At 63.2% G+C, this 18,148-nt stretch carries 16 protein-coding genes; 13 read left to right on the forward strand and 3 right to left on the reverse strand.

Going from position 1 to position 18,148, the window contains the following annotated elements; genetic code table 11:
* Positions 1 to 12 precede the first annotated feature (12 nt).
* Positions 13 to 450, forward strand: coding sequence for a CBS domain-containing protein (locus tag QOL82_RS22530; RefSeq protein ID WP_283444566.1), 438 nt, complete (start codon positions 13 to 15; stop codon positions 448 to 450).
* Positions 443 to 943, forward strand: a complete 501-nt coding sequence (locus QOL82_RS22535; RefSeq protein WP_283444567.1) for an Hsp20/alpha crystallin family protein — start codon at positions 443 to 445, stop codon at positions 941 to 943. The genes QOL82_RS22530 and QOL82_RS22535 overlap by 8 nt, the downstream gene beginning before the upstream one ends.
* A gap of 84 nt (positions 944 to 1,027) precedes the next feature.
* On the opposite strand, the gene QOL82_RS22540 is transcribed toward QOL82_RS22535, so the two are convergent.
* The gene (locus QOL82_RS22540) at positions 1,028 to 2,038 is read right to left on the reverse strand and encodes a Bug family tripartite tricarboxylate transporter substrate binding protein (protein WP_283444568.1); all 1,011 of its coding nucleotides are present in this window, start codon (positions 2,036 to 2,038) and stop codon (positions 1,028 to 1,030) included.
* A gap of 289 nt (positions 2,039 to 2,327) precedes the next feature.
* On the opposite strand from QOL82_RS22540, the gene QOL82_RS22545 reads away from it, so the two are divergent.
* Entirely contained in the window at positions 2,328 to 3,002 is a 675-nt protein-coding gene (locus tag QOL82_RS22545) for a PEP-CTERM sorting domain-containing protein (RefSeq protein WP_283444569.1), read from the forward strand.
* A 46-nt stretch (positions 3,003 to 3,048) separates the two neighbouring features.
* Here QOL82_RS22545 and QOL82_RS22550 read toward each other — a convergent pair whose 3' ends face one another.
* Positions 3,049 to 3,360: a hypothetical protein gene (locus tag QOL82_RS22550; protein WP_283444570.1), complete on the reverse strand. Its 312-nt coding sequence runs from the start codon at positions 3,358 to 3,360 to the stop codon at positions 3,049 to 3,051.
* A gap of 484 nt (positions 3,361 to 3,844) precedes the next feature.
* On the opposite strand from QOL82_RS22550, the gene QOL82_RS22555 reads away from it, so the two are divergent.
* Positions 3,845 to 5,608: a tannase/feruloyl esterase family alpha/beta hydrolase gene (locus tag QOL82_RS22555; RefSeq protein ID WP_283444571.1), complete on the forward strand. Its 1,764-nt coding sequence runs from the start codon at positions 3,845 to 3,847 to the stop codon at positions 5,606 to 5,608.
* 93 nt (positions 5,609 to 5,701) lie between these two features.
* Here QOL82_RS22555 and QOL82_RS22560 read toward each other — a convergent pair whose 3' ends face one another.
* Entirely contained in the window at positions 5,702 to 7,651 is a 1,950-nt protein-coding gene (locus tag QOL82_RS22560) for a helix-turn-helix domain-containing protein (RefSeq protein WP_283444572.1), read from the reverse strand.
* Between the two features lie 433 nt (positions 7,652 to 8,084).
* Here QOL82_RS22560 and QOL82_RS22565 point away from each other — a divergent pair, with 433 nt between their 5' ends.
* The 9 genes from QOL82_RS22565 (at position 8,085) to QOL82_RS22605 (ending at position 18,101) form a co-directional block, all read left to right on the forward strand.
* Positions 8,085 to 8,876 (forward strand): SDR family oxidoreductase, encoded by a 792-nt coding sequence (locus QOL82_RS22565; protein WP_283444573.1) that lies wholly within the window; start codon positions 8,085 to 8,087, stop codon positions 8,874 to 8,876.
* 59 nt (positions 8,877 to 8,935) lie between these two features.
* A complete protein-coding gene (locus QOL82_RS22570) occupies positions 8,936 to 10,180 on the forward strand; it encodes a branched-chain amino acid ABC transporter substrate-binding protein (RefSeq protein WP_283444574.1) in 1,245 nt (414 codons plus the stop codon).
* 86 nt (positions 10,181 to 10,266) lie between these two features.
* On the forward strand, positions 10,267 to 11,208 hold the full coding sequence (locus QOL82_RS22575) for a branched-chain amino acid ABC transporter permease (protein WP_283444575.1): 942 nt from the start codon (positions 10,267 to 10,269) through the stop codon (positions 11,206 to 11,208).
* A 4-nt stretch (positions 11,209 to 11,212) separates the two neighbouring features.
* A complete protein-coding gene (locus tag QOL82_RS22580) occupies positions 11,213 to 12,499 on the forward strand; it encodes a branched-chain amino acid ABC transporter permease (RefSeq protein WP_283444576.1) in 1,287 nt (428 codons plus the stop codon).
* Complete coding sequence (locus tag QOL82_RS22585; protein ID WP_283444577.1) at positions 12,496 to 13,251, forward strand: ABC transporter ATP-binding protein; 756 nt, start codon at positions 12,496 to 12,498, stop codon at positions 13,249 to 13,251. Before QOL82_RS22580 ends, QOL82_RS22585 begins: the two co-directional genes overlap by 4 nt.
* Positions 13,248 to 13,970 carry an ABC transporter ATP-binding protein gene (locus tag QOL82_RS22590; protein WP_283444578.1) on the forward strand — a complete coding sequence of 241 codons (723 nt, stop codon included), beginning with the start codon at positions 13,248 to 13,250 and terminating at the stop codon, positions 13,968 to 13,970. Before QOL82_RS22585 ends, QOL82_RS22590 begins: the two co-directional genes overlap by 4 nt.
* Positions 13,971 to 14,021: 51 nt before the next feature.
* The gene (kce, locus tag QOL82_RS22595) at positions 14,022 to 14,963 is read left to right on the forward strand and encodes a 3,5-dioxohexanoate:acetyl-CoA acetone transferase (protein WP_283444579.1); all 942 of its coding nucleotides are present in this window, start codon (positions 14,022 to 14,024) and stop codon (positions 14,961 to 14,963) included.
* A gap of 113 nt (positions 14,964 to 15,076) precedes the next feature.
* Entirely contained in the window at positions 15,077 to 16,009 is a 933-nt protein-coding gene (locus QOL82_RS22600; protein ID WP_283444580.1) for an SDR family NAD(P)-dependent oxidoreductase, read from the forward strand.
* A gap of 325 nt (positions 16,010 to 16,334) precedes the next feature.
* On the forward strand, positions 16,335 to 18,101 hold the full coding sequence (locus QOL82_RS22605) for a carboxylesterase/lipase family protein (RefSeq protein ID WP_283444581.1): 1,767 nt from the start codon (positions 16,335 to 16,337) through the stop codon (positions 18,099 to 18,101).
* The last annotated feature ends 47 nt before the right edge of the window (positions 18,102 to 18,148 follow it).

Genomic DNA, 18,148 nt, shown 5'->3' on the forward strand with positions numbered 1-18,148 from the left:
GCTGAAGGACGCATGATGAATACACCGATTTCCTTGCTGATGACAGCGCCCGCGATCACAGTCAGGGCCGACGACACGCTGACCACGGTGGCCGACGTGCTGGCGCGCCATAAACTGTCCTTCGTTCCCGTCTGTGAAGGCCCGGGCGGTCCGGCGCTGGGCATCATCAGCGCCAGCGACGTCCTTCATTTCAAGAGCAGCGGCGGCGACATGGATGAGCTGACGGCGTGGCAGATCTGCACCTACAAGCCGCTGTCGGTGGCGCCGGACGCGAGCATTGCCCAGGTCGCGAAGCTGATGCTGGAGCGGCAGGTACATCACCTGCTGGTCATGCGCGGCCAGGAACTCGTCGGCGTCGTGTCGTCGCTGGATTTCGTGAAGCATTATCTTGCCGAGGCCGGGGCGAACCCTGGGCAGGCAGGGATAAAACAAGGAGAGCAACATGCTTGAAAGCCTGAAACAGGCCGGCCGTCACATCGAACGCGAACTGGGCCGTGCGTGGGAAAGCCTTTCCGAGGGCTGGCGCGAACTGCTGAGCCGCAGCAACAATGCGCTGACGCGCTTCGAGCGGCAGCATGACAAGGGCAGGCAGGAGGAGGGCGCGCTGGACTTCCCGCGCTGGAGCCTGCTGTCCAGCGAAATCGAGGAGACCGCGGACGAAGTGGTGGTGCGCGTCGAGGCGCCAGGCTTGCAGAAGTCCGATTTCGAGATCGTCATCGAAGACAACATGATGCGCATCAGCGGCGAAAAGCACATGGAGCATGTGACCAAGGGCAGCACCTATCACATGATGGAGCGGGCCTACGGCGCGTTCCACCGCACCTTCACGCTTCCCCGCAGCGTGGAGTCGGACAGGGCGTTGGCGAGCTACGAGGGCGGCGTGCTGACGGTGCGGGTGCCGAAGCGCGCCGGCAGCAGCGGCCGCACGATCAAGGTTTCATGACGCCGTCCCGGGCGCGCCGGGAAAGCAGGGGGAAGGGCGGCTGGCATGCATCGGCCGTCCCTGCATCGCGGCCGCCCGCCGGGCTTAGTCCAGCTTGACCTTCGCGGCCTCGACCACCTGGCGCCAGGTGGCAAACTCCTGGCCGACCATCTTGCCGAATTCATCCGCAGCTGTGAACTTCAGCTCCACGCCCTGCGCTTCCATCGTCTGGCGCATGCCGGGCGCGGCAAGCGCGGTTTCGATCGCGCCGGCCAGGGTCTTGACCGCGGCGGCTGGCGTGCCCTTGGGCACCATGAAGCCGAACAGGTTGTTGGCTTCGAAGCCAGGCACGCCGGCTTCCTGCACGGTGGGCACGTCGGGCAGCGAACTCACGCGCTTTCCGGACGCAACGGCCAGGACCCTGAGCCGGCCGGATTTCACTTGCGGCATCGAAGCGGGAATGCTGTCGAACATCATCGCGGCGGTGCCGGCCATCAGGTCGGGCAGGGCCTGGGAACTCCCCTTGTAAGGCACATGCAGCACGTCCACGCCGGTCTTTATCTTGAACAGCTCGGACTCGAGGTGCGACAGGGTGCCGGCGCCTTGCGACGCGAAATTGTATTTGCCGGGCGCGGCCTTGAGCGTCGCGATCAGCTCGGGAACCGTTTGCGCCGGCGACATGGCGGGCACGACCAGGATATGCGGCACGGTCGCCACGCCTGCGACCGGCGTGAAGTCCTTGACCAGGTGCGCCGGCTGCGGCGAGTAGGCCGCGGCGGCGATGGCCGCATTGGTCACCGCGCCGAGGTAGATCGTGTAGCCGTCGGCCGGCGCACGGGCCGCAGCGATCAGGCCGATATTGCCGCCGGCGCCCGGACGGTTTTCGACAATGACAGGCTGGCCGAGCGCCTCGGACATTTTCTGGCCGATCCCGCGGGCGAGGATGTCGGTGGCGCCGGCCGGCGGGAAGGACAGGATCAGGTGAACCGGCTTGTCCGGGAAGGCCGCATGGGCAACCGGCGCGAGCATCGCGACGACGGCGCCCGCGAGAATGGAAGCGAGAAGTCGGTGGGCGGCCGGTCGTGGCCTGGCAATGGAAGAAGCTTGATTCGTCATCGATATACTCATGGCAAGGTTGGACATCGTCAGGAACAGGCGAATGCATGTAACGGCATCACGCATGCATCTTCCATGCCTGCTGGGGCCGCGGGCGCCGCACCATCATAAGCCATTTATCGGCGCATCCGCGATAGAGCGGGCAATGCCCGGCTCGACTGGCGCCGGGATGTGGATGGCCCGCTCAATTTTGATTCGCCCGTTTGGCACACATCATCAGGCGGGCGAATTGCGGGATTAAGCTGCCAGGAGCGGCAATCGCGTGCCGGTAGCACAACCCATCCATATCATGATGAAACGACTTTCCGATTCTAGAAAACTGACGGCGCATGCTTCCTCGAAATGGCTGGTTGCCGCCGTCGGCCTTGCGGCCGCTGCGAGCCTTGCGCCATTGACGGCATCGGCCGGCGTCGTCACTTTCGAAAACAAGTCCGCAGAATTCAGGGCAGGGGTGGACTACACCGAGGCAGGAATGGGCTATGCCTTCTTCTGGAATTTCATCCTGTCCCCGGATACGGGCAACCCGCCAAGCGCGCTGGTCGGGTTCCCGGTTGCCATCGGTCCCTTTCCCAACGCCCCGGCAGGACCGGCGATATTCAGCACCGACACCACCAGCGGCCGTTCCTTCACGCTTGACGGCTATGACATCGGTGCGCTGGGGCCGGACCGGCAAGGCGGCAGCCTGCAAATCCGCGGATTGCTGCGCAACCAGGAGCAGTTTTCGTTTGCCGACACTGCGACGGGCGGCTTCGCGACCCGGCAGCCCGGTCCGGGCGCATTCATCGACAGGCTGGAACTCCGCGTGACGCCCGGATCGACGACTGCGGTCGCCATTGACAACCTGCGCTTCAGCCTGAAGCCCGACACGAACGAGATCCCGGAACCGGGGTCGATCGCTATCCTATCTATCGGCCTGGCGGCCTTGGCCCTGGTGCGCTCGCGCCGGCCAGGACCGGCGTCATGAGGTTTGCCGGCGCTGCCGGCATGGCCGGCGGATCGGGAGCGGGCAGTTAGAGCGTCTGGCCGTCGGCGACGGCGCCGCCGGCGCCGTCCTGTGCACGCCCCTCGATGATTTCCCGTCCCTTGAGAAAGCCCATGTTCTCCGCGATTGCCTGCGTCGAATAGAAGACATTCGGGTCCGACCTGACGGTTTCCGCATCGGCCGCGTCCGGGCCTGCGCCGCGCGAGGTCACCTTGACGGTGAAATCCCACTGGTCGCCATGTCCCGGGAGATCCGGGTTCTCGACCGGGCGTCGCCGGGCGAGCACGTGCATGTCGTGATGATGGTATTCCTCGGTTTTCCACTGGCTGTTGTCATCCATGGCTGTCTCCTGGTGGCTGGAATTAGCTAGCGTAGCGTAAGTTAACGCGCCGGCAAGCACAGAAAATGTATTCCATGATAAGCAGCAATCGCGGATAGGCTAAACGGCGGCGGCGGATTTAAACGCTGCAAATGGTCGCACCAATGCATCGGTAAGTTCCAGATGTTGCTGCAGCGAAAAATAATTCATAATTTACCTTATGTAAAATCAAAACCTGGCCCAGGTTGATGTTGCCGGAGGCTCCGGCATTGGCTCCCGCCGTGCTCCCTGTCTAAAACTTCAGGATGGAAATGTCAGCGGATGACGTTAATCCCCATGTTTCTATGTGCCCCTTGCACATTGATGCCTGGACTGGCGCCACTAGAATCAGGGAGAGGTAATTTAATTGGCGGCAATAACGGCTGACCTTTACTGTCGCCACAAAGCGCGCGGCTGCCGCCGCCTCATGCCGTCCGGACAGTAGAAACCAATAACAGGAGACAGTATGAAAAACGCAAGAGTTGCGCAGGCGCTGGGTTGTGCGTCCGTGTTGGCAGTGGCGCTCGCCGGATGCGGCGGCGGTGGAAACGACACGGTCGCGGACGGTGGAACCAGCGCCGGCGGCACGGGAACAGGCACGCCCTCCTCCCCGGCGACGCCTACGGTCAGCCCGGTAGCATGCGCGCAGCTGGTCGGCGCCGCCATCCCGGCGTCGGCCATCGGTTTGCCGACCTCGGGCGGGGCAGTCAACACGGCGACCGTGGTGAGCGCCAGCGGCACCGGCGCAAGCGCCGTACCGGAACACTGCCTGGTTTCTGGCGCAATCCTGCCAGTCGACAAGACGGCGCCGAATATCCAGTTCAGGCTCGCGCTGCCAACTGCATGGAACAGCAAGGCGCTGATGTTCGGCGGCGGCGGATTCGACGGCAGCGTCCCGAACGTCACGGGAAATGTGCCGAACGGTCCGACCAACCAGCCCACGCCCATCGGCCGCGGCTACGCGACCTTTGCCAGCGACTCGGGCCATCAGGCCAATGCGCTTGGCTCGCAGGACGGTTCGTTCGCGCTCAATGAGGAAGCCGTCCGGAACTTCGGCGGCGAGGCGATCAAGAAAACCCGCGACGCCGCGATCTACCTGACCAAGATGAGATATGCGGTCGACAAGGTCCAGAAGGCCTATTTTGCCGGCGGCTCGACCGGCGGGCGCGAGGCGCTGGCGGCGATCACCCACTGGCCAGCCGACTGGGACGGCGCCATTTCCTGGTATCCGGCCTGGAATGACGCGGCCGCCCTGCTCGCAGGGCAGCGCCTGAGCCGCACGCTGGCGCAGCCCGGCGCCTATCCGAGCCCGGCCAAGCGGGCGCTGCTGTACAACGCTTCCATGGCGGCATGCGATAGCCTGGACGGCGTGGCGGACGGCCTGATCAGCAACCAGCAGCGCTGCAACGCGCTCTTCGATCCATCGACGGCGGTCTACAACGGCAATCCGCTGCGCTGCGCAGGCGGGGTCGACACCGGCGACAGCTGCCTGTCGGACGTGCAGATCAACGCATTGAAACTCCTTACCACCGACATCCGCTTCAACTTTTCGCTCGCCAGCGGCGAGGACCATTACTCGGGCGTTAACATATGGGGCGCCGATCTCGGCATAACGACCAATCCTTCGCCGCTGCAGCCGACCGTGACCTTCCTTGCGCTGGGAACGTCGGCGCCGGCAACGCCGATGCCCCGGACCGCTCCCTATGCCGGCGTCCTGCTGGACCAGTGGATCAAGTATTCGGTGACACGCGACCCCAATTTCGATTCGCTGACGCTCGATCCCGCGAATCCGGGGCCATGGGCAGGCCGGATCAGCGAACTGAGCACGCAGCTCGATACCAGGGTGGACCTTGCGCCGTTTGCCGCCAAGGGAGGCAAGCTGCTGCTGGCGCATGGGCTGGTCGACGTGCTGGTCAGCACCCGTGCGACGGAGGAGTATTACCAGCGCCTGCAAAGCCAGATGGGTCCGGCGGAAGTCGACAAGTTTGCCCGCTACTATGAAGTGGCCGGCCTTGGACATGCGGTCAGCACCGTGTTCAATGCCGCATGGGACTCGCTGACGACGCTCGAGAACTGGGTCGAGAAAAGCGCACCTCCCGACAACCAGGTCGTCATGGATACCGCAGGCGTGGCAGGCCGCACCCGGCCGCTCTGCGACTATCCGAAATGGCCCAGGTATAACGGCGCCGGCGACGTGAATCTCGCATCGTCATTCTCCTGCGTCAACTGAGTCCACGGCCCGGCGCCGATCGGGCCGCCAACCAGCGACTTCGCCGGCGGCGAAGTCGCTGCATTCATGCGGCGAGACGAGCGCAATCCGCCGTCACGCGCCGCGCATGCTCAGGCTCCACAGGCGCAATGCGACATGGATCTCGAGCGCCCGGTTCGGGCTGCCCCAATAACCGAGCAGTTCTTCGATGGCGGCGAGCCGTTGCCTGACCGTGTTGACATGTATTCCCAGTCGCGCGGCAGTGGTCGTCGCGTTCTGGTTGCTGTCGAAATAGCTCAGCAGGGTATTCGTGAGATCGGCGCCCCGCCGCTGGTCGTGGGCGATCAGCTCGCCTATCGACGCATTCAGGAAGGTCTTGAGACTTGCCTGGTCATAGGTTTCAAACAGCACCGAATACAGCGCCAGTTCATCCTGGGCGACGATCTTCCCGTGGATGCCGATGCGGCCCAGCACCAGCAGCGCCCGCCTCAGCGTCCCGTACAGCGCCGGGATTTCCGCAGCCGCCTTCACTGGCCTCGACATGACGCCACGGTATTTGCCGCCGAACTCGCGTTCCGCCCTGGACGTCAATTCGGCCAGGATGTCCTGGGCCCTGGTCGCGCCGCAGACGATGACCAGTGCGCCGTCGACCTCGTCGAGGAGGATCTCCGAAAACGGCGGATGGGCGCGCAGGCGGCGCGCAATGAAGGCCGGCTTCAGGTCGTCGATCTCGACCAGCATCAGCGAGATCGGCTGCGTCAGGTCCAGCCCGAAACGTTCGGCACGGTCCGACGTCAGCGCCGGCTCGTCCTGCCTCGGCGACACCAGCGTGCGCAGCAGCATGGAAACGTCGCGGTTCCTGGTCGCTTCCATTCTCTCCTGCGACAGGAGCACGATGCCGATGATGCCTGAACTCCGCTCGAAGGTGCGTACGGCGGTCTCATCGAGTTCATCGAAACGATAGAGCAGCACCGCGCCCAGCACTTCATTGCCCGCGATGACCGCGATGACCCTGCACAGCTCGCCATCCTGCGTATATGCAATGACCGAGCGTCCGCCCAGCCGGCTCTCGCGCAGCGCCTGCCGGATCGCGCCGCTGTGCGCGGCATGCGGCGCGTACCCATCGGCCGCGGTCCCAGTATAGCCGGGCGCCGTCGCGCGGCTGATCACCTGCGAAGCTTCATCGATGACGATCACGCTGCCCCCCAGCAGCTGCGCAACGGACAGGCAGATCGTGCCGAGAGACGCGCCCTTGGCCAGCAGGGAGGTCAGCTGCTCGTGCGCTTCGGCTGCGCTCTGCACATTGCGCGCATGCCGTTCCAGCTGCGCCCGCGCCAGTTCGGCATTCTGGAAGGCCGCGTTTGCCCGTTCAAACGCCTTGGCGTTGTTGATCGCCACCGCGGCATGCGTCGCGAGCGTGGACAGTATCGAAATGTTCAGGGCGGTATGGGTCCGGTGGTAGCGGTCAGCCACGAACAACAGACCGGTAACCTCGTCGTCATACAGCAGGGGCACGCCGACCAGCGCCTCGATGCCTTCGCCGCGGAAGGTGTCGTCGAGCAGGCTGTCATGCGGGAAGCGCTTGTCCTGCAGGTAATCGGCGGTCGAAAACGGCAGCCGCGTCGTCATGACGACGCCTGCGACCCCAAGGTCGCGGCCCACTGTCATCTGCGTGGTGCTTCCCGAGATGGCGCCATCGCTGACGAGCACGCGGAACTTGTCGTTCTCGGCGTCGTACACCGTCAGCCAGGTCAGCTGCGCGCCAAGCAGGTTGCGTGCGCGGGTAACGATGGCGCGCAGCAGCTCGGTCAGGTCGAGGCGGCTGGACAGGTCCTTGGCCGACTCCACGACCGCCAGCATGCCCTGCTCGTTCTGCTGCTGGGACTCGAGCCGGTTCCGGATGGCCATCGCCATGCGCACCAGCTCGACGGTGCCGGCATTCGTTCCGGGGTCGGCCTGTAGCGATTCAGCCTGGGCGAGCCTGACGGCGAATTCCTCGGGAGAGGCGTCCCGATGCAGGAGGCCGATCAGGTCGGAAATGATGTGTTGCGCTGTCTGATTCATCTGTGCCGCTCATCGTCGGCAGGCGCTGCGCCGCGCTGGCGGCGCATGGTTCGCCGTTCCATGAAGCCTGCGTGCGCTCAGGCTTGCCGCGTAGCGTCTCTCCTGCCTCGCAATTACTTGTTATTCGGTTTCTGGTCCAGCCTGCCGGACAGGCTAGCCGATCGGTCCGTGGCTCTATCTGCCCATGGTCCATGGGTCATGCCACATGGTCGCCGCCACGATCCGTGACAGGCTATTTTAATTTATCCGGTGGGGGTAGGTGTACTTATCACACTCCATTCGGCCTGAATGTGTGCGGTGTCCATATAGTTTTGAAGACGCCGATCCAGGACACTGCAAGCCATGCACAGCATCGGCAGTCCATGCGGACCAGGCACCTGGCTGCGGAGCGTGCGCCGCCGACGTACGAGACCCGCTTCCAGGAAAGGCCATCATGAGCATCGCTGCACTACTTCAACCCAGACCCGGCCTGCGTGTTCTCGTGACAGCCGGCGCGTCGGGCATCGGCGCCGCGGTTGCCCGCGCCTTCCATGAAACCGGCGCCCGGGTGCATGTCTGCGATATCGACCGGGCGGCGCTCAACCGCCTGAGCGCCGACGTATCCGGTATCAGCGTGAGCATGGCGGACGCTTCCGTGCCCAGGGAAGTCGACATGGTGTTCGACGATGTCCAGGCCAACCTCGGCGGGCTCGACGTCCTCGTCAACAATGTCGGCATTGCCGGACCCACCGGCGCGATACAGGACATCGAACGCGGCGACTGGGAACGCACGGTTGCAGTGAATCTCAACAGCCAATTTTATTTCGCCCAGCGGGCGGTGCCCATGCTGAGGCAATCGACCGGCAGCCCCTGCCTCATCGCAATGAGTTCCGTCGCCGGGCGGCTCGGCTATGCATTCCGCACGCCGTACGCATCGACCAAATGGGCCATCGTGGGAATGGTCAAGTCCCTCGCGATCGAACTGGGCCCGCATGGCATCCGCGCCAATGCAATCCTGCCCGGGGTCGTGGAAGGCGATCGGATGAGCCGCGTCATCAGCGCCCGCGCCGCGGCGACCGGCATGTCGGTCGAGGCCATGCGCGACGAGTACCTGCGCAAGATTTCCCTGCGCCGCATGGTCACGCTGGACGACGTTGCGGCGATGGCCCTCTTCCTCAGTTCGCCGGCCGCTCGCAATGTGACGGGCCAGGCGATCAGCGTCGACGGGAACGTCGAATACCTTTGATTGCAGCACGCAATAACGCTTCCCCTTCGGTTTTTAAAATTTTAATAATGGAGACTTCGATGCACCACCGCAAAAACTTTGGCATTGCGATCGTTCCGGCCCTTTGCCTGATGACAGGCATCGCCGCCGCCGCACCGGTCAAGGTCGGCGTCCTCGAAACGCTTTCAGGCCCGCAGGCGTCGTCCGGCCAGTCCTATCGTACGGCCGTCCGGTATGCGGTTGACCAGATCAATGCCGCCGGCGGCTGGAACGGCCAGCCGGTCCAGCTGCTCGAATACGATAACCAGGGCGGCCCGGCGGGCGCCGCCGACAAGCTCAAGGCAGCAGCCGCGGATGGCGTGCAGATCATCGTGCAGGGTGCCTCGTCGGCCGTGGGCGGACAGATTACCGAAGACATACGCAAGCACAACCTGCGCAATCCCGGCAGGGAAATGGTCTATATCAATGTCGGCGCGGAAGCGCTGGAACTGACCGGCGAAAAGTGCAGTTTCCATCACTTCCGCTTCAGCGGCAATGCGCAGGTCCGCACCAAGGCGCTGGTCACGGCAATGAAGCAGGCCAATGCGCTGGGAACGAAGGTCTACTCGATCAACCAGAATTACTCCTGGGGCCAGGACATGGAAAAGGCCATCGAGGACAACGCGGCCGCGGGCGGCTACCAGGTGGTCGAAAAGACGCTGCATGACGTCAACAAGGTGCAGGACTTCGCGCCCTATGTCACAAAGATCAGCGCTTCCAAGGCCGATGCGGTGCTGACCGGGAACTGGTCGAACGACCTGCTGCTGCTGATGAAGGCCTCGAAAGCAGCCGGATTGAAAGTCCGGTTCGGGACCGTGTTCCTCGACCAGCCCGGCAACCTGGCCAATGCGGGCGACCTGGCCCTCGGCCATTTCGTCGCGCACACCTTCAATGCCGAAGCCGGCGCGGCGGACGGCGAGCGCTTCGTCGCCGATTACCAGGCAAAGACCGGCCATGCGCCGGTATTCATCGAGCCGCAGACCGTGTATGGCATGGCCATGGTGGCGGACGCATTGAAGCGTACCAAGCCCGAGGCAGGCTCGCTGAATGTCAACAGCTTTGCCAAGGCATTGGAAACGTCCAGGATCGCGACGCCGATGGGCGAGATGTCGATGCGCGCGGCCGATCACCAGGTGCTGCTGCCCATCGTGGTGTCGACGGTCACCAGGGACGCCAAGCTCAAGGTCGATGGCACCGACATGGGTTTCAAGCCGGTCAAACGCTTCACGGCGGAAGAGGCGGCGGCCCCGGTGCAGGCAAGCTGCTCGATGAAGCGACCTGGTTGAACTGACGTCCGTCCGTTCGAAGGCTGGAAAAAATAAACAGGACTTGAGCCCGGCCGGCTTTGCCGCCGGCCGGGCAAAGGAGACCCATGGACACTATTGTTGTCTCATTGCTGAACGGCGTCATCTACGGCCTGCTGCTGTTCATGGTATCGGCCGGCCTGACCCTCATTTTCGGCATGATGGGCGTGCTCAACTTCGCGCATGCCTCGTTCTATATGCTTGGCGCCTACTTTGCGTACACGCTGCAGGACGTGATCGGATTCTGGGCCGCCATCCTGCTGTCGCCCCTCCTCGTGGGCCTGGTCGGGGTCGTGGTCGAGCGATTCTTCCTGCGGCGCGTTCATCACCATGGCCATGCGCATGAACTGCTGCTGACCTTCGGACTATCGTTCATCATCGCCGAGCTGATCAAGCTGTTCTTCGGCAATTTCCCGGTGGACTATCGCGTGCCGCCATCGCTGGACTTTTCGGCATTCAGCCTCGGCGGTTCGCAGTATCCGGCCTACCGGTTGCTGATGGGCGGCGTGGCCATCGCGATGTTCATCGTCATCTACCTGCTGCTCACCCGCACGCGGGTCGGCATCGTGGTCCGCTCCGCGATCTACAAGCCGCGGATGGCCGAGGCGCTCGGACACAATGTGCCGCTGGTCTTTATGGGGGTATTCGGCGTCGGCGCCGCATTGGCCGGGCTTGCCGGCGCAGTCGCCGGCGCGTTCTACACGACCAATCCCAACATGGCGCTGGAACTTGGCGTGATGGTGTTCGTGGTCGTGGTCGTCGGCGGACTCGGCTCGCTCGGCGGCGCGATGCTGGCTTCCCTGCTTATCGGCGTCATCACGTCGCTGGCGGTGGGGATAGACAGCAGCCTGGCAGACTTGCTGGCGCTGTTCGGGGCCGGCGACTGGGCGCGCGGCATCGGCGGCCTGATGACGCTGAAGCTGTCCAGCCTGTCCGCCACCCTGCCCTTTGCACTGATGCTCCTGGTCCTCCTGATAAAGCCAAGCGGACTCCTGGGCGAGAAAGCGTGATGCGATGAAAACCTGCCTGACTTCCCTCTCTGTCGGTATTGCCTTGCTGCTGGCGCTGCCCTTCCTGCTTTCCCAGGGGCTGGTCAATGCAGCGATCCAGATGCTGATCGCCGCACTGTTCGCCTGCGCCTATAACCTGCTGTGCGGCCAGGCCGGCATGCTGTCGTTCGGCCATGCCGCGTACTTCGGCGTCGGCGCATTCGCCACCGTGCATGCAATGAATGCCATCGGCGGCGCAGGCCTGCTGCCCACGCCGCTGCTGCCGCTGGCGGGCGCCGCAGGCGGCCTGCTCTTCGGCGCCATTGCCGGCGTGTTCGCCACCAGGCGCATCGGCACCTACTTCGCAATGATCACCCTGGCCATCGCGGAACTCGTCCACTCCCTGGCGCCGCATCTGAAAGGGCTGTTCGGGGGCGAGGCCGGCGTCTCGACCATGCGGATGCCCGCCTGGGGCCTGGATTTCGGCTCTACGACGCAGGTGTATTACCTGACCCTGGCATGGGTGCTGCTCTCTCTGGCGCTGCTGTACGCCTATACGCGTACGCCCATGGGCCGGCTGACCTACGGGCTGCGCGAGAACAGTCACCGGCTTCGCTTCCTCGGCTATAACGTGCATGGCCTGGGCACCATGGTGTTTGCGATTTCCGCCATGTTTTCCGGCGTCGCCGGCGCACTGCAGGTCGTAAGCAACGAGTCGGCCAATTACGTGGTGTTCGATCCGGGCCTGTCGGCAGCGGTGGTGCTCAATACCTACATCGGCGGCGTCAAGGTTTTCCTGGGACCGGCTTTCGGCGCGGCGATCATGACCTTTTTCGGCTATGCCGTATCGGACATGACGCGGTCGTGGCTGCTCTACCAGGGCATCCTGTTCGTGCTGGTAATGATGTACGTGCCGTCGGGGCTGATGGGACTGTTCGGCACCGTCAACCAGATGCGGCGGCGCATGGGCCTGGCGCGTGTGATCCCGCTGGTAGCGCTCACGGTCGCCGCGGCCCTGCTGCTGAGCGCTGGCGGCGCATTCCTGATCGAAATGCTGCAGCGGGTCTTCTCGCAGGATTACCGCTCTCTCGCAAAACTCAACCCGGGCGCGGCCCTGCCTGCCATCACGCTGTTCGGGCGTGCCTGGTTGCCGGCAGCGGCGGCCACCTGGCTGGTGCCGGCCGGCCTGCTCCTGACCGGCGGCATCCTCGCCTGGTTCAGCCGCCACCGCGTGAAACGATACGAGCGGCTCGCCGAGGAAGGCATCGCGACCGACGTGCCGGCCATCAACACCAAGGAGGGCATCGCATGAGCCAGCCCATACTCAGCATACGCAAGCTGCGCAAGTCATTCGGTTCGGCAGAGATCATGCGCGGCGTCGAGCTGGACCTGCTGCCATCGGAGCGGCACGCGGTGATCGGCCCGAACGGGGCCGGCAAGTCGACGCTGTTTCACCTCATCTCGGGCAACCTGACGCCGACATCCGGCGACATCATTTTCGACGGGCAGCGGATCGGCGGCAAGTCGCCGGAAGCCGTCAACCGGCTGGGCCTGGCCAGGTCCTTCCAGATCACCAATATCTTTCCCAGGCTGAGCGTATTCGAGAACATCCGGCTCGCAGTGATGGGGCAGCACCGGATGCAGTATGTGTTCTGGAAGCTGATCGACCGGGACCGGCGCATACGGGAAGAGACGGACAAGCTGCTGGAGCTGGTGCGCCTGAAAGCGAAGGCGACAACGATCGCCGGCGAAATGGCCTATTCGGAGCAGCGCTCTCTCGAGATCGCAATGACGCTTGCCTCCAATCCGAAGGTGATCCTGCTGGATGAGCCGATGGCAGGCATGTCGCATGAGGAAACGCTGTACACCGCTGCCCTCATCCAGGAAGTGACGAAGGGCCGCGCGCTGATGATCGTCGAGCATGACATGGACGTGGTGTTTTCACTGAGCGACCGCGTCAGCGTACTGGTCTATGGCGAAGTGATCGCCACCGGCACGCCCGCGGAGATACGCGGCAATGCGGCTGTCAAGGAAGCCTATCTCGGCGAGGAGCTGGCCCAATGAGCGCTGAATCCGGCACCCTGCTCAGCATCGATGGGCTGCATGCCCATTACGGCAAGAGCCACATCCTGCATGGCGTGAGCTTCCGGGTGGCGCGCAATGAAGTCATCAGCCTGCTGGGTCGCAACGGCTCGGGACGGTCGACCACGATGAAGGCCATCATGGGCCTGGTGCCGCCGTCGGCCGGCAGCATCCGGCTGCAGGACCGCGAGCTTGCCGGCGCCAGGCCCTACGCCATCTGCCGGGCAGGCGTCGCATTCGTGCCCGAGGAAAGGGAGACCTTCGCGAACCTCACGGTCGACGAGAACCTGCGGATGGGCGAGCAGCCGGCCGTGCATGGCGCTTACCGATGGTCCACCGAGCAGATGTTCGACTATTTTCCACGGCTCAAGGAGCGTCGCAATACCAAGGCCGGCAGCCTGTCCGGCGGCGAGCAGCAGATGCTCACCATATGCCGCTCCCTGCTGGGCAATCCGCTCGTGATCCTGATCGACGAGCCGACCGAGGGACTGGCGCCGAAGATCGTCGCCCAGGTCGGCGAATGCATCCGGGACATGCATGCCAAGGGCGTCTCGGTGGTGCTGGTGGAGCAGAAGCTCGCCATCGCGCTCAAGGTGTCGACCCGCGTCTGCGTGATGGGGCATGGCCGCATCGTCTACGAAGGCACGCCGCAGGAACTCGCCGCCAATGAAAAACTGCTCGCCGAGTGGCTGGCGGTCTGATCGCTACCGACATTTCTACATTTACCCAGACTGCATTTTAAAGAGGTTGCCATGGCAAGGATTCAGGACAAGGTCATCATTTCATGCGCAGTGACGGGCTCGGTGCATACGCCGACGATGTCGCCCTACCTGCCGCTGACGCCGGACCAGATTGCGCAGCAGGCGATCGAGGCGGCCGAAGCGGGTGCTGCAATTCTCCACCTGCATGCGCGTGACCCGCGCGATGGCCGCCCGACGGCCGATCCCAAGGTGTTCGACCAGTTCGTCCCGCGCATCAAGGCGGCGACCGATGCGGTCATCAACATCACCACCGGCGGCAGCACGCGCATGACGCTGGAAGAACGGCTGGCTTATCCCCTCCTCGCAAAGCCGGAGATGTGTTCGCTCAACATGGGTTCGATGAACTTCTCTATCCATCCGCTTGCCCGCAAGATCGCGCACTGGGACCATGACTGGGAACAGCCTTACGTCGAGGGCATGGAGGACCTGATCTTCCGCAACACCTTCCGCGACATCAAGAACATTTTGAAGGTGCTGGGCGACGACTGCGGCACCCGCTTCGAGTTCGAATGCTACGACGTCGGTCATCTCTACAACCTTGCCCATTTTGTGGATGAGGGCCTGGTCAGCGGTCCGCTGTTCATTCAATCGATCTTCGGCATCCTCGGCGGCCTCGGTGCGGACCCCGAGAATCTCTTCACGATGCGCACGACCGCGGACCGCCTGTTCGGCCGGGACAATTACCGTTTCTCCGTTCTGGGCGCAGGACGGCACCAGATGTCCCTGCTGACGATGGGCGCCGTTATGGGGTCGAATGTGCGGGTGGGCCTGGAAGACAGCCTCTATCTCGGCAAGGGACAACTGGCGCAATCGTCTGCGGAACAGGTCCGCAAGATACGGCGCATACTCGACGAGCTGTCGCTGGAAGTTGCCACGCCCGATGAGGCGCGGGCAATGCTGGGCCTCAAGGGGAAAGACGTAGTCGCATTCTGACTTCGTCGGCCGCAGGCGATACCGGCAGTGGAGAACTAGCCGCATGATGGGCAGGGAACCCAGTTGCAGTGATCGACGGTACCCATAACGTTAACGAACATGCAGGAGAGGGAATGAAGAATTTTTTGGCGGATCGGGTTGCGATCGTAACCGGTGCCGGGACTGGACTGGGGCGGGCGCATGCGCATGCGCTGGCGCTGGCCAGGTATGGCGCCCGGGTGATGGTGAACGATTTCAAGGGGTCTGGCCCCGGGTCGCCCGGAAGGGCTGTCGCCGACCAGATCGTGCGCAATGGCGGCATGGCGATCGCCGACGGCGGCGATGTGACTGACTTCGCGCAGATGGAAGCGATGGTGGCCAGGGCGATGGGTGAATGGGGTCGCGTCGACATCCTCGTGAACAATGCCGGCATCCTGCGTGACAAGAGCTTTTCCAAGATGACGCTCGATGACTTCCGCATCGTCCTCGATACCCACCTGATGGGCTCGGTCAATTGCACCAAGGCGGTCTGGGAGCAGATGCGGACGCAGCAATACGGCCGCATCGTGATGACGACATCGTCGTCCGGCCTCTACGGAAATTTCGGGCAAGCCAACTACAGCGCAGCCAAGATGGCGGTCGTCGGCCTGATGCAGACGCTGGCACTGGAAGGCATGAAGTACAACATCCGGGTCAACTGCCTGGCCCCGACCGCGGCGACGTCGATGACGGAAGGCGTGCTTGCGCCTGAAGCGCTTGCACGGCTTGAACCGTCGGCAGTAAGCCCGGGCCTGGTGGCGCTTGTCGGCGAGGAGGCGCCCAGCCGCACCATTCTTCTTGCTGGCGCCGGCAGCTTTGAAACTGCCAACATCACGATGACGCGCGGCGTGTTTATCGGTAATGTCGACGATCCGGTCGCACAGATCTGTGCCCGGCTGCCGGATATCCAGGACCGGCGCGGCGAAGCCGTTCCGGTGTCTGGCTGGGAACAATACAAGCTCGAGCTTTCAAAGGCGCTGAACGGGAGCGAACAGTACGGTAGCCCGGTCGAGCCGAAATTTGGCTAGGGGACAGGTGTAGGCGAAGGAAGTGCATTCCATTCGCCTGCCCCATGTCGACGCTGACGGGGGCTGCCTACCGCCGGATTTTGCATGGCTCATGCATGGCTTCCGGCAGAACCAGGGGGCTCGCCTGGCCTTCGAGCCGCAGGCTGTCCGGTTCTCATACATGCATCCACTTTTTTGTGTGCAAAACTCACATTGACCCGGGTCGAGCTATCAGAAAGAGTGTGTATTACCTGCCTGCATGTTGCATGCAACCCGGCATGGCGACGAGGAATGTCGGGTGACGAGTGAAACGCGCCGGCACACACAATATAAAAAGGAGTGAGACATGACTATCTTTAAAAAGCACAAGACCGCCCTGACCCTGATTGCAGCCGCAACCCTGAGCCTGGGGTTTGGCGGATGCGGTGGCAGCGATTCCGACTCGGACAGCAGCGGCGCCGACAGCCAGGTTCGCTCCACGCAATTCGGCTTGGTTGAAGGCGTGGCAAGCCAGGAAGACAAGACGATGGCCTGGCTCGGCGTTCCTTATGCCAAGCCACCTGTCGGCAACCTCCGCTGGCAGCCGCCGCAGGCGCCCGATGCATGGACAGGCATCAGGTCGGCCAAGGACTTTGCCGACGCATGCACGCAGATAGGCGGCCTGTTCGGGCCGCCGCCCAAAGGCAAGGATTACAGTGCCATTTCGGAGACTTTCTACAAGCCGGTCGGTTCCGAAGACTGCCTGAACTTGAACATCTGGCGTCCGCTGAACGACGATGGAACGAAGCTGCCCGTCATCGTCTTCATTCATGGCGGAAGCAATGTGGTCGGCGCTGCCCATGACCCGATTTACCTGGGCGGCAACCTGGCCAACAATGCGAACGCCATTGTCGTCACCGTCGCCTATCGGCTTGGCGTGATGGGCTGGCTGTCCCATCCGGCCTTGAACACCGGCGACCCTCTACGCGATTCCGGCAACTTCGCGCTGCTCGACCTGATCCAATCGCTCAAGTTCGTGAAGGATAACATCGCCAGCTTTGGCGGCGACCCCAACAACGTGACGATCATGGGCCAGTCCGCCGGTGCGACCAATGTGAATGCGCTGATCGTTTCGCCGCTTGCCGCGGGCCTCTTCCAAAAGGCCATTCCGCTCAGCGGCGGGGTCAGCGCCAGTCCGCCGGCAACGGCCGTCAACAAGGCGAACGCCTTTATCAATGCCCTGCTGATCAAGGATGGCCTCGCGACCGACAAGGCGTCCGCCGACGCCTATCGCGCCGCCCAGAGCAATGCGTGGATCAAGAACTATCTGATGTCCAAGACCAGTGCCGATCTCTACAATATCCAGGTCGATCCGACAGGAGGCAAGTGGGGCACCGGCTCGCGCACCTTCGAACCGGGTTCAAGCACCGCGACCTTGTGGGCTACGGTCGCACCGATTGCGGACGGCACCGTCATGCCTTCGAATGTGACGACCGCCATTTCGAGCGGTAATTTCAACAAGGTGCCGTTATTGGTTGGAAATACCGCAGAGGAAGGCAAGCTCTTTTCATCGGCATTCAAGGTCGACGACTATACCCGGGTCAAGTGGATGAACGGCACCTACCTGGGCACAGTAAGCAATCTCAGGTTCGAAGACCTCATCGACGGCACGATCGTCACGCCGCTCACGCTGGCGAACTACAACACCTACATATTCGACAATGCAAACCGCGTCAGTCCGGCGCCGAGCATCACCACCGCCGCTTTCCTGAACCTCGGCGCGGCAACGAATGCAGCCTATTATTCAAAGGTTCCCATCTACGCCTATAACTTCAAGTGGAACAAGCAGCCCGCGCCGTGGAATGACGTGTACGGCGCATGGCACACGGGGGACCTGCCCTTTGTCTTCGGCAATTTCAACCTCAGCCTCAACAGCTTCGGCTGGACCAAGATCAACGAGCCGGGACGCCTGGCCCTTTCCAACCTGATGCAGAAAAGTATCGCGGCATTTGTCAGGACAGGAAATCCCAATAACAGCAGCCTAAGCGCGACATGGGACCAATGGACGCCGACCGCGCCGCGCAAGATGGCATTTGACGCGACGCTCGAGCAGGCGACGGCGAAGCTGGAATAAGGGCGCGCTGACTCGCCGCGCGGCCTCTCCTTGCATGCTGCGCATCC

The organism is Noviherbaspirillum suwonense, assembly GCF_900182955.1.
Lineage (GTDB): Bacteria > Pseudomonadota > Gammaproteobacteria > Burkholderiales > Burkholderiaceae_D > Noviherbaspirillum_A > Noviherbaspirillum_A suwonense.